The organism is Streptomyces sp. NPDC059080 (assembly GCF_042739975.1).
GTDB classification, from domain to species: Bacteria; Actinomycetota; Actinomycetes; order Streptomycetales; family Streptomycetaceae; genus Streptomyces; species Streptomyces benahoarensis.
In genome coordinates, this window is record NZ_JBHYGX010000047.1 from 1 (window position 1) to 11,016 (window position 11,016).

Sequence of the window (11,016 nt, forward strand, 5' to 3'; positions counted from 1 at the left end):
CGCGGCCGCGGGCGCGCGCGCGCGCGCGCCGCCCCGCGCCCGCCCCCCCGCTCCCCCACCCGCCCCCGCCCCCCCCGCCGGCGTTTGCACACCGGGGCGCGCGAGGTCGGCCGACGCGCCGTCAGACGCGGCCGGACGGGTGAGACCGACCGGCCGAATGGCGGACTGATGGGCCATCGGGTCTTCGGCGTGTACGGATTAGCGTATATGTCTTGTTATCGGCAGAAATGTGCCACAGTCTGCCGATTCGACCTCACCGATGGCTTTCGGAGGCACCCGATGCCCTTGAGCAGTTCCGGTTCCGCCCGCCGTGCGTTCTCCGTCACGGCCGGATCCCTTATCGTCCTCACCGCGCTCGCCCTGCCGCTCGCGCTGCCCATCGCCGCGGCGGCCGCCACCGGGAACGGCCGGGAGCCCGCCCACCCCGAGCAGGACTGGATGGGCTCCACCATCGCCGCCCACGAGGGGGGCAACCGGGCCGGCGGCCAGGACACGGACGACCAGGAGACGAAGGCGTCCACCACGATCGCGTCGGTCAACGGCGTCGACGTCTCCAGCCACAACGGCAACGTCGGCTGGCCCGCGCTGCGGCAGAGCGGGGTGCGCTTCGCGTACGTCAAGGCGACCGAGGGCACCACGTACAAGAACCCGTACTTCACCCAGCAGTACCGGGGGTCGTACGACGCGGGGATCATCCACGGCGCGTACCACTTCGCGCTGCCGGACCACTCCAGCGGCACGGCGCAGGCGCAGTACTTCGCGAAGGAGGGCGGCGCCTGGTCGAAGGACGGCAAGACGCTGCCCGGGGCGCTGGACATGGAGTACAACCCCTACGGGGCGACCTGCTACGGCATGAGCCAGGACGCGATGATCGACTGGATCACGGACTTCGTGACGACGTACCGCGACGAGACCAAGCGGGACGCCATCCTCTACACCTCCACCGACTGGTGGAAGCAGTGCACCGGGAACTCCAAGAAGTTCGGGAAGACCAACCCGCTGTGGGTCCCGCGGTACGGCTCGTCCGTGGGTGAGCTCCCGGCCGGCTGGGACTTCCACACCATCTGGCAGTACACCTCCAGCGGGCAGACGGTCGGCGACCGCAACCACTTCAACGGGTCGTTCAGCCGCCTGCAGGCACTCGCCAACGGCTGACGCCCACCCGGCCCCGGACCACGCGACGGCCGGTTCCCGGCGCCCGAAACGGCGCCGGGGACCGGCCGTTCGCCGTGCCACGACCGGCCCTCTCCCGGCCGTTGCCGCACCGTCACCGTGCGGCCGGGGATTTCTCCGCGGCGTGGGCGATGTTGCGGGCCATGCCGCCGAACACCGCGGCGTGGAAGGGGGCGACGGCCCACCAATAGGCGTGTCCGGTCAGTCCGTGAGGGTGGAACAGGGCGCGCTGGCCGTAGACGGTACGGCCGCGGGCGTCGCGGCCGACAGTCAGCTCCAGCCAGGCCAGGCCCGGCAGCCGCATCTCGGCGCGCAGCCGCAGCAGCCGTCCGGGGACGATCTCCTCGACCCGCCAGAAGTCGAGGGAGTCGCCGGCCCGCAGCCGGGCGGCGTCACGGCGGCCACGGCGCAGCCCGACGCCGCCGACCAGCCGGTCGAGCAGGCCCCGGACCGCCCAGGCGGCGGGGAACGAGTACCAGCCGTGCTCGCCGCCGATGCCCTCCACGACGTTCCAGAGCGCTTCGGGGCCGGCGTCGACGAGGCGTCGGCGGCGATCGGTGTAGAGGCTGCCGCCCGCCCAGTCGGGGTCGGTGGGCAGCGGCTCGGCGGGGGCGCCGGGGACCGCGGCGTTGGACCAGCGGGTGGCGACCTTGGCCTCCCGGATCCGGCGCAGGGCCAGGGCCAGCGCGTCGTCGAACGGGAGCGGGTGGCCGGGCGGGTCGGGGACGTACCGTGCAAGGTCGTGTTCCCGGCAGACGACCTCGTGGCGCAGGGATTCGGCGAGCGGCCGGGCGAGGCTGCCGGGGACGGGGGTGACCAGGCCGACCCAGTGGCTGGACAGGCCCGGGGTGAGCACCGGGACGGGCACGATGAGCCGTCCGGCCAGCCCGGCAACGCGGGCGTAGCGCTGCATCATGCCGCGGTAGGTGAGGACGTCCGGACCGCCGATGTCGAAGGCACGGGAGACGTCGTCGGGCAGGGTGGCGGAGCCGACGAGGTAGCGCAGAACGTCGCGGACGGCGATGGGCTGGATTCGGGTGGAGACCCAGCTGGGCGTGATCATCACCGGAAGGCGTTCGGTGAGGTAGCGGAGCATCTCGAACGAGACGGAGCCGGAGCCGATGATCACCGCGGCGCGGAGGACGGCGGTGGGGACGCCGGAGGCGAGCAGGAGGTCGGCGACCTCGGCGCGGGAGCGCAGGTGCGGGGAGAGCCGATCCCGCGGGACGCCGGGCGGGGTGAGGCCGCCGAGGTACACGAGGCGGCGGATTCCGGCGGCGCGCGCCTCGTCGGCGAAGATCCGGGCGGCTCGGCGGTCGGTCTCCTCGAAGGTGGCGCCGGTACCGAGGGCGTGCACCAGGTAGTAGGCGGTGTCGACGCCGTCGAGTGCGCCGCGGACGGAGGCGACGTCGGTGATGTCGCCCCGGTAGATCTCGGTGCGGCCCGCCCAGGGGTGGTCGCGCAGCTTCTGCGGGGTGCGGGCCAGGGCCCGTACCGCGTATCCGGCGTCCAGCAGCTCCGGGACGAGGCGCCCGCCGATGTATCCGGTGGCGCCGGTGACCAGCGCGAGGGGGCGCGTCGGCGGGGTGCGTGCGCCGGAGGCCTGCTGGCGCGCGCCCGGGTCCGGGCCGCCGTGCGCTGCGGTGTCGGCCATGGGCCGTGCCTCCTGCCGGGGCGGGTACCGGGCCGTGCCGGAGCGGCGGGCCACGCCGCCCCACCCAGATCAGTGTGGCATCGGGAGGGGCAGGGGGCATGGCGGCGGGCCGGGGCGCGGTGCGAGGGCGAGGCACGGGGACCAGTGGTCCGGCGCGCGCCCTGGCGCGTCCCCCGGACGCTCAGCGGGCGGAGGCGGCGGGTCCGTCCTCCGTAGCGGCGGCGGCGAGCCCGTCATGGCCGTTCCGGCCGGTGGCGACCGCGCCCGTCGTGGCCGTTGCGGCCGTCGCTCCCGGCCTTCGTCGCGCCGCGGCGTTTCTCCGTCCTCGATGGGGGCGAGGGGGTCATGGGATGAGGGGTCCGGCCCCCGTCCGGCCGTGTCCGCTGGTTCGTCCGACCCGCAGGAGCCGTCATGCCCGAGCAGGACACCGATCGCCGCCCGCCGCGTTTCGGCGTCAACTACACGCCGTCGCAAGGGTGGTTCCACCACTGGCTCGACTTCGACCTGGACGCGGTGCGCGCCGATCTGGACGCCGTCGCCGGGCTCGGCCTCGACCATGTCCGTGTCTTCCCGCTGTGGCCGCTGTTCCAGCCCAACCGGACGCTGATCCGGCCGCGCGCCGTGGAACAGCTGGTGGCACTGGCGGACGCCGCCGCCGAGCGGGGGCTGGACGTCGCCGTCGACGGCCTCCAGGGGCATCTGTCGAGCTTCGACTTCCTGCCCGCCTGGACGCGGACCTGGCACCGGCGCAGCCTGTTCACCGATCCGGACGTGCTCGCCGGGCAGCAGGAGTACCTGCGGACGCTGGCCGCCGCGCTCGCCGGCCGGCCCGCGTTCCTCGGGATGACGGTCGGCAACGAGTTCAACCAGTTCGCGGACGGGCCGCACCCCGATCCGGACCGGATCGACGCGGCGCAGGCCGGGGCGTGGCTGGAACTGATACTGGCGGCCTGTGAGCGCGGGGCGCCGGGGCGGCCGCATCTGCACGCCGCCTACGACGCGTCCTGGTACCAGGACGGTCACCCCTTCACGCCCGCACACGCCGCCCGGCTGGGCGCGGTGACGGCGGTGCACTCCTGGGTGTTCAACGGGACGGCGCAGCGGCACGGCGCCACCGGCGCCGCGACGGAGCAGCACGCCGCGTATCTGATCGAGCTGTCGAAGGCGTGGGCCGACGATCCGCGCCGTCCGGTGTGGCTCCAGGAGGTGGGCGCCCCGGCGCCGCACATCCCGCCGGACGGCGTCGCCCGCTTCACCGCGGCCACCGTCGACGCCGCGCTGGACTGCGCGGACGTGTGGGGCGTGACGTGGTGGTGCTCGCACGATGTGGACCGGGCGCTGGCGGACTTCCCGGAGCTGGAGTACGGGCTCGGGCTGTTCACCACCGACGGGACGGCCAAACCGGCGGCGCGGGCCCTCGCCGAGCGGGCCGCCGCAGGGCGCAGCCGGCCGCACCGCCCCGCGCCGCGGACCACCGCGCTCGTCGTCGACGTGGGCGAGCCGGAGGCGGCGCCGCGCCGGTCGGTGTGCGCCCCGGGCGGGCCGGTCTTCGAGGCGTGGGCCCAACTCGCGGCCGACGGGGTCCGGCCCGCGCTGGTGCTGGACTCGCACACCGGCGACGCGGACCGGCTGGCGGCCCGCGGCATCACGGAGCTGGTGACACCGGCGGAGGTGATCGGCGGCACCGCTGTCCGGCGCCCCGACTGACCACCGGCCGCCCCGTACCCGGCCACCCGCACGCCCCCTCGACGTGAGGAGCACACCCCATGCACGACGACCGCGCCCTGACCGAAGCCCGCCTCGCCCGCGTGCTCGACGAACGCATCCGGCCCGCGCTGTACTCCGCGTCCGTACCGCTGGAGGTCTCCGCCTGGGTCGCCCCGGGCGAACCGGTTCCGGTGGCGGAGGGGATCGCGGCCCCGCACTCCCCCGTGACCGTCGGGGACGCCTGGGGCGCGCCCTGGGGGACGACGTGGTTCAAGGTGACCGGTGAGGTGCCCCGGGAGTGGGCGGGGCGGACCGTGGAGGCGGTGCTCGACCTCGGGTTCGACGAGCGGCTGCCGGGCTTCCAGTGCGAGGCACTGGTCCACACGCCCGACGGCACCCCCGTCAAGGGCCTCAACCCGCGCAACCAGTGGGTCCGGGTCGGCTCACCGGTGCGCGGCGGCGAACACGTCGAATGGCATCTGGAGGCGGCGTCGAACCCGGTGATCCTCGGCGATCCGCCGTTCCGCCCGACGCCGCTGGGCGACCCGGAGACCGCGGGCGACGCGCCGCTGTACCGGCTGGCGCGGATGGATCTGGCGGTGTTCGACCGGGCGGTGTGGGAGCTGGTCCAGGACCTGGAGGTGCTGGGCGAGCTGATGGCCGAGCTGCCCGTGGAGGCGCCGCGCCGCTGGGAGATCCTGCGGGCGGTCGGCCGGGCGCTGGACACGGTGGACCTCCAGGACGTGGGCGGTACCGCACCGGCGGCGCGGGAGCGGCTGCGGGAGGTGCTGGCGGCGCCCGCGGGCGCATCGGCGCACCGGATCAGCGCGGTGGGTCACGCGCACATCGACTCGGCGTGGCTGTGGCCGCTGCGCGAGACGGTGCGGAAGGTGGCGCGTACCGCGTCGAACATGACCGCGCTGCTGGCGGACGAGCCGGAGTTCGTGTGCGCGATGAGCCAGGCGCAGCAGTTCGCCTGGCTGAAGGAGCACCGGCCCGCGGTGTACGCGAAGGTCAAGGAGGCGGTGGCGGCGGGCCGGTTCGTCCCGGCGGGCGGGATGTGGGTGGAGTCGGACACCAATATGCCCGGGTCGGAGGCGATGGCGCGGCAGTTCGTGCACGGGCGGCGGTTCTTCCTGGAGGAGTTCGGCGTCGAGAGTGACGAGGTGTGGCTGCCGGACACGTTCGGGTTCGCCGCGGGGCTGCCGCAGATCATCAGGGCGGCGGGCGCCAGGTGGCTGCTGACGCAGAAGATCTCCTGGAGCCGGGTCAACTCCTTCCCGCACCACACCTTCCGCTGGGAGGGCATCGACGGCACCCGGATCTTCACGCACTTCCCGCCGGTCGACACGTACAACTGCGAGATGTCCGGCGCGCAGCTCGCGCACGCGGTGCGGAACTTCAAGGAGAAGGGCATGGCCGGGCGGTCACTGGCGCCGACCGGGTGGGGTGACGGCGGGGGCGGCACCACCCGCGAGATGATCGCCAAGGCGCGGCGGCTGCGGGATCTGGACGGCTCGCCGGTGGTGGCGTGGGAGAAGCCCGCGGACTTCTTCGCGGCGGCGGAGGCGGAGTACCCCGAGGCGCCGGTCTGGGTGGGCGAACTGTATCTGGAGCTGCACCGCGGGACGCTGACCAGCCAGGCGCGCACCAAGCGCGGCAACCGCCGCAGCGAGCAGCTGCTGCGGGAGGCCGAACTGTGGTCGGCGACCGCCGCGGTGACAGCCGGTCACCCGTATCCGTACGCGGCGCTGGACCGGTTGTGGAAGACGGTGCTGCTGCACCAGTTCCACGACATCCTGCCGGGCTCGTCGATCGCCTGGGTGCACCGGGAGGCGGCGCGCACGTACGCGGCGGTCGCGGCGGAGCTGGAGGGGATCATCGCGGGCGCGCTGGCGGCGCTGGCCGGGGACGGCGAGCGGACGCTGACGGCGAACGCGGCGCCGCACGCCCGCGCGGGCGTCGCCGCCGGTGGGATCGCCCCCGCGGTGCCCGAGGGCGGACCGGTGTCGGCGCGCCCCCGCGCGGGCGGCGGGTTCGTGCTGGTCAACGGCGTGCTGCGGGCGGAGATCGACGGGCGGGGGCTGCTGGTGTCGGTGTACGACCTGGTGGCGGGCCGGGAGTGCGTCGCGCCGGGCGGCGCCGCCAATCTGCTCCAGCTCCACCCGGACTTCCCGAACATGTGGGACGCGTGGGACGTGGACGCGTTCTACCGGAACACCGTCACGGCGCTGACCGACGCGGACGAGGTGACGCTCGCGGCGGCGTCCGACGAGGCGGCGGCGGTGCGGGTGACGCGGCGCTTCGGGGCCTCCCGCGTGGTGCAGACGGTGACGCTCGCCCGGGGCGCGGGCCGGATCGATCTGGCGGCGGAGGTCGACTGGCACGAGACGGAGAAGTTCCTCAAGGCCGCCTTCCCTCTGGACCTGCACACCGACCGGTACGCGGCGGAGACCCAGTTCGGGCATCTGTACCGGCCCACGCACACCAACACCAGCTGGGACGCGGCGAAGTTCGAGGCGTGCGCGCACCGCTTCGTCCATCTCGCGGAGCCCGGCTGGGGCGTGGCGCTGGTGAACGACGCGACGTACGGGCACGACGTGACCCGCACCGCGCGGGAGGCGCCCGACGCGCCGGGCACCACGACCACGGTGCGGCTCTCCCTGCTGCGCGCCCCGCGCTTCCCGGACCCGGAGACCGACCACGGCGTGCATCGCTTCGGGTACGCGCTGGTGCCCGGCGCGGCCATCGGCGACGCGGTGCGCGAGGGCCACCGCATCAACCTGCCGGAGCGGCGGGTGACGGGCGCGGGCCCGGTGGCGCCGCTGGTCACCGTCGCCGAGGAGGCGGTGGTGGTGACGGCGGTGAAGCTCGCGGACAACGGCAGCGGCGATGTGGTGGTCCGGCTCCACGAGGCCCATGGCGCGCGCGGCACCGCGACGCTCACCACGTCGTTCCTGCCGTCCGCTGTCGTCGCCGCCGACCTGCTGGAGCGCCCGGTGCCCGACGGTCCGCGTCTCGTACGGGACGGCGCCGCGGTGCGGCTGGCCCTGCGGCCGTTCCAGCTGGTCACGCTGCGGCTGACGCGGGCGGTGGACGGGGAGTGAGCGTACGGGGCGATGGAGACGCGGCCGACGGCGGCGGGCGAACGGGCCGGGGGGCGTCACCGTGGGCCCGCGCGGCCGCGTCCCGGTCGGCCCCGGGGCGGCCTCACGGCGGATGCCCGTCCTCCGGAGCCGTGGCGGGCTCGTCCTCCTCGGGGTAGCCGTCATGGCCCGGGTCGAGGTCCAGCATGTCCAGCAGCAGGGACAGCTCCCCCGCGTCCCGGGCCCGGCCGGCCAGCGCGGACCGGGCCCGTCGGCGTTCCTCGTCGCGGGTGATGCGGCGGGGCGCGGGCCCGTCGGGCGTGCGGTGTTCTTCGGTCACCGGTGCATTCTGGGCCGGTGACCGGGCCGACCGCCCGCCGGACGGGCCGCCGCTGCGCCGCCCAGGCCATATCCGTGGCCCAGCCGGGTGACGGCCCCGGGGCGGGCGCCGTGGGTCGCGGGGATGCGGGCCGCCAGGGCGGGAGCGATGCTGGAGCCGACGGGGATCGTCGTGAGGGAGGATGACCCATGTCCATGCTCGACAAGCTCAAGTCCATGCTCAAGGGCCACGAAGAACAGACCGGCAAGGGCATCGACAAGGCCGGCGACTACGTCGACAAGCGGACCCAAGGCAAGTACAGCGGCCAGGTCGACAAGGGCCAGGACCGCCTGAAGGACGAGTTCGGCGGGGGCGACAAGGGCCAGCCGCCGCAGTCCTGACGCCCGGGGCCGCGCCCTCCGCCGCGGCCCGCCGCTGCTGTGGCCCCGAGCGGACGCGCCCCCGGGCACGGCCGGACGGGGCCACCGGCACGCCCGGGACGGGCCGCGCTCCCGGCCTCACACCTCGGTGATCTCCAGGCCCCGCAGCGGCTCGGTGTCCAGAACGGCGCCTCCCGCGCCGAGGGAGCGAGGGAGGTCGGCGGCGGTCACTCCGGCGAGGTACAGGGCCGCCTCCTCTCCCTCGGCGGCGTGCCCACGCCTGCGGCGGCGGACCTCGATGCTCTCGACCGTCACCTCGCGCGGCCCCGCGGACAGCGGCAGGAGCGCCCGCTGCCCGGCCCGTATCGCCCCGGAAACCACGTGGCCGGTGAACACCACGCCGCGCACGGGCACGACGAAAACCTCCGCGACGGCGAAGCGGAACGGCCCTGCGGTCGGCGGCGGTTCGGTGCCGCCGCGCCTGCTGAAGATCCCCATGCCCGCGATCCTCGCACAGCCGTCCGACAACGGACGGGGTTTTCCCCATCGGTGCAGGTGGGCCGCCTGCTCTGAGCCGATGACGACGCTGTCGGCCGCGCCGGCCCCCGATGTTCTGCTCCGCCCCGCGACCGCCGGCTCTTCCCGAGGGTCCTCAACGACCGGGAGCGGTGGGCCGGACACGCGACGGCGCCCGCCCCGAACACGCGGGGCGGGCGCCGTGGTGAGCCGGGCTCAGACCTCGACGCGGATCTTCTCCGCCTGCGGGCCCTTCTGGCCCTGGGTGACCTCGAACGTCACCTTCTGGCCTTCCTGCAGCTCACGGAAGCCGGTGGCGTCGATGTTCGAGTAGTGCGCGAAGACGTCGGCGCCGCCGCCGTCCTGCGCGATGAAGCCGAAGCCCTTCTCCGAGTTGAACCACTTCACGGTTCCGCTGGCCATATCCGTCTCCTTCGTTCAAGGGGCTCGTATCGGCTCCCGCGCGGTGCGGCAGCCGGAGGTGATCGCCCTGGTCCGGAGAGATATCGCACAGAAAGAACGCCCGTGAAGGCGACACGGGCGTCCGGCACTTCGGAACCACGACAGCTGATCGGGACGCTACACCGAGTGTTGCCCGGCAGTCATCACCGTCGTGGCAGTCGCGTCACGGGTCCCCTGCGGGAACGCCCCCACGGTCCACCGCATCCCCGACCGGTCGTGTGTCCGTACGGGGCCCGGCCGGGGTGGGGCGGGTCAGTCCTGGCGGCGGCGCCACACGACCACCGTGAAGCCGCTGACCAGCACCGCACCCGCGGCCGTGAGCCACCAGACGCCCGGTCCCGGGCCGTCCGGCGTACCGGCGTCGCGGCCCACCGAGGCGGCGCGCAACACGGCCGCCCGGTCGGTGTCGCGGCGGTGGGCGGCGCGGTCGGCGCGGTCGGCGCCGGGTTCGTGGGAGGCCGGTCCGTCGGGGTCCGGCTCCGGGGAGGGCGAGGGCTGCGGACCCACGCGGTCCGGCAGCATGGCGACCGGCTCGATGTCGGGTGCGGCGTCGAAGCCCCAGTCCAGGAGGGAGCGGGCCTCCTCGTAGACCGCGTTGTTCTTGCCGGACTGCGGGTTCATGACGGTGACCAGGAGGGTCTGGCCGTCATGGTGGGCGGCGGCGATGAGCGTGTTGCCCGCCTGCGAGGTGTAGCCGTTCTTGACGCCGATCAGGCCGGGGTACGGCTCCACACCGTGCGAGCCGACCAGCAGCCGGTTGGTGTTCTGGATGCCGAACGAGTCCGGGCCGCCCGCCTCGGGGAACTGCGCCTCCTCGGTGCTCGCGAAGCGGGCGAAGTCCTGGTTGGTGAGCCCGGCCTTGGCGAAGAGCGTGAGGTCGTACGCGGACGAGTGCTGGCCGGGCGTGTCGTAGCCGTCCGCCGACTCGACGTCGGTGTCGCGGGCACCGAGGCGGTCGGCCATCGCGCGCATGTCCTCCAACGTCGCCTCCCAGCCGCCGTTCATCGCGGCCAGGGTGTGCACCGCGTCGCTGCCGGAGCTGAGGAAGACGCCGCGCCACAGGTCGGCGACGGTGTAGCGGAGGTCTTCCTTGATGCCGACGAGGGAGCTGCCGGGGCTGATGCCCGACAGGTCGTCCTCGGAGACGGTGTGCACGGTCTCCTGACCGAATTTCGGCAGCACGGTGACGGCGAAGAGGGTCTTGAGGGTGCTGGCGGGCGGCAGTTCACGGTGGGCGTCCTTGGCGGCCAGCACCCGGCCGTCGTCGGCGTCGGTGACCATCCAGGACAGGGCGGAGACATCGGGAGGTTCGTCGACGTCGGGTGCGGTGCGCACCTGGACGCCGGGGTGGTCGAGGCGGGCGGCGGAGGTGGTGGACGGGGCGTCCCCGGCCACGCGGGGACCGTCCCCCGGCGAGCCTGCGGCGGCGGCCGGGAGGGCGGAGACGACGACGGTCGCGGCGCAAACGGCCGCGGCGGTCCCGGCTTTGACGGAGGGCCAATTCGCTGACGACATGAGGCCACGCTAGGAACGGCCCCGGGCGGGTCGCCGTCTGGAGTGCTCCATACGGTTCATCGTCGGCGCCGGGACGGCGGCGGGCGCCGGGCCGTGCGGGCGGCGCGGTCGGGCGACGGGCCGGCCGACGCGCCGGGAACGGGGCCGGGGGGAGCCCGGCGCGCCCCCCCCCCCCCCCGCCCCACAAACACGAGTACCCCACCA

At 74.6% G+C, this 11,016-nt stretch carries 9 protein-coding genes; 4 read left to right on the forward strand and 5 right to left on the reverse strand.

The window, feature by feature from the left end; genetic code table 11:
• Positions 1-279 precede the first annotated feature (279 nt).
• Positions 280-1,155: a lysozyme gene (locus tag ACFWWQ_RS25960; protein WP_384600716.1), complete on the forward strand. Its 876-nt coding sequence runs from the start codon at positions 280-282 to the stop codon at positions 1,153-1,155.
• A 112-nt stretch (positions 1,156-1,267) separates the two neighbouring features.
• Here ACFWWQ_RS25960 and ACFWWQ_RS25965 read toward each other — a convergent pair whose 3' ends face one another.
• A complete protein-coding gene (locus ACFWWQ_RS25965) occupies positions 1,268-2,827 on the reverse strand; it encodes an SDR family oxidoreductase (RefSeq protein ID WP_384600719.1) in 1,560 nt (519 codons plus the stop codon).
• 411 nt (positions 2,828-3,238) lie between these two features.
• Here ACFWWQ_RS25965 and ACFWWQ_RS25970 point away from each other — a divergent pair, with 411 nt between their 5' ends.
• Both ACFWWQ_RS25970 and ACFWWQ_RS25975 read left to right on the forward strand, forming a co-directional pair.
• A complete protein-coding gene (locus ACFWWQ_RS25970) occupies positions 3,239-4,534 on the forward strand; it encodes a glycosyl hydrolase (RefSeq protein WP_384600722.1) in 1,296 nt (431 codons plus the stop codon).
• Positions 4,535-4,593: 59 nt separating this feature from the next.
• On the forward strand, positions 4,594-7,641 hold the full coding sequence (locus tag ACFWWQ_RS25975; protein WP_384600725.1) for an alpha-mannosidase: 3,048 nt from the start codon (positions 4,594-4,596) through the stop codon (positions 7,639-7,641).
• Positions 7,642-7,744: 103 nt separating this feature from the next.
• On the opposite strand, the gene ACFWWQ_RS25980 is transcribed toward ACFWWQ_RS25975, so the two are convergent.
• Complete coding sequence (locus tag ACFWWQ_RS25980; protein WP_384600728.1) at positions 7,745-7,960, reverse strand: hypothetical protein; 216 nt, start codon at positions 7,958-7,960, stop codon at positions 7,745-7,747.
• Between the two features lie 188 nt (positions 7,961-8,148).
• On the opposite strand from ACFWWQ_RS25980, the gene ACFWWQ_RS25985 reads away from it, so the two are divergent.
• Positions 8,149-8,340: an antitoxin gene (locus tag ACFWWQ_RS25985; protein WP_384600731.1), complete on the forward strand. Its 192-nt coding sequence runs from the start codon at positions 8,149-8,151 to the stop codon at positions 8,338-8,340.
• Positions 8,341-8,457: 117 nt separating this feature from the next.
• Here the strand turns inward: ACFWWQ_RS25985 and ACFWWQ_RS25990 are convergent, their stop codons facing one another.
• From ACFWWQ_RS25990 to ACFWWQ_RS26000, 3 genes are all read right to left on the reverse strand, one after another.
• Positions 8,458-8,817, reverse strand: coding sequence for a hypothetical protein (locus tag ACFWWQ_RS25990; RefSeq protein WP_384600733.1), 360 nt, complete (start codon positions 8,815-8,817; stop codon positions 8,458-8,460).
• Positions 8,818-9,051: 234 nt separating this feature from the next.
• On the reverse strand, positions 9,052-9,258 hold the full coding sequence (locus tag ACFWWQ_RS25995) for a cold-shock protein (RefSeq protein ID WP_143943308.1): 207 nt from the start codon (positions 9,256-9,258) through the stop codon (positions 9,052-9,054).
• Positions 9,259-9,549: 291 nt separating this feature from the next.
• On the reverse strand, positions 9,550-10,812 hold the full coding sequence (locus ACFWWQ_RS26000; protein ID WP_384600736.1) for a D-alanyl-D-alanine carboxypeptidase family protein: 1,263 nt from the start codon (positions 10,810-10,812) through the stop codon (positions 9,550-9,552).
• Positions 10,813-11,016: the final 204 nt, after the last annotated feature.

What these genes read in the sequence shown, in the direction of transcription:
- ACFWWQ_RS25960 (WP_384600716.1), top strand. Translation starts at nt 280, where the DNA reads ATGCCCTTGAGCAGTTCCGGTTCCGCCCGCCGTGCGTTCTCCGTCACG.
- ACFWWQ_RS25965 (WP_384600719.1), bottom strand. Translation starts at nt 2,827, where the DNA reads ATGGCCGACACCGCAGCGCACGGCGGCCCGGACCCGGGCGCGCGCCAG.
- ACFWWQ_RS25970 (WP_384600722.1), top strand. Translation starts at nt 3,239, where the DNA reads ATGCCCGAGCAGGACACCGATCGCCGCCCGCCGCGTTTCGGCGTCAAC.
- ACFWWQ_RS25975 (WP_384600725.1), top strand. Translation starts at nt 4,594, where the DNA reads ATGCACGACGACCGCGCCCTGACCGAAGCCCGCCTCGCCCGCGTGCTC.
- ACFWWQ_RS25985 (WP_384600731.1), top strand. Translation starts at nt 8,149, where the DNA reads ATGTCCATGCTCGACAAGCTCAAGTCCATGCTCAAGGGCCACGAAGAA.
- ACFWWQ_RS25990 (WP_384600733.1), bottom strand. Translation starts at nt 8,817, where the DNA reads ATGGGGATCTTCAGCAGGCGCGGCGGCACCGAACCGCCGCCGACCGCA.
- ACFWWQ_RS25995 (WP_143943308.1), bottom strand. Translation starts at nt 9,258, where the DNA reads ATGGCCAGCGGAACCGTGAAGTGGTTCAACTCGGAGAAGGGCTTCGGC.
- ACFWWQ_RS26000 (WP_384600736.1), bottom strand. Translation starts at nt 10,812, where the DNA reads ATGTCGTCAGCGAATTGGCCCTCCGTCAAAGCCGGGACCGCCGCGGCC.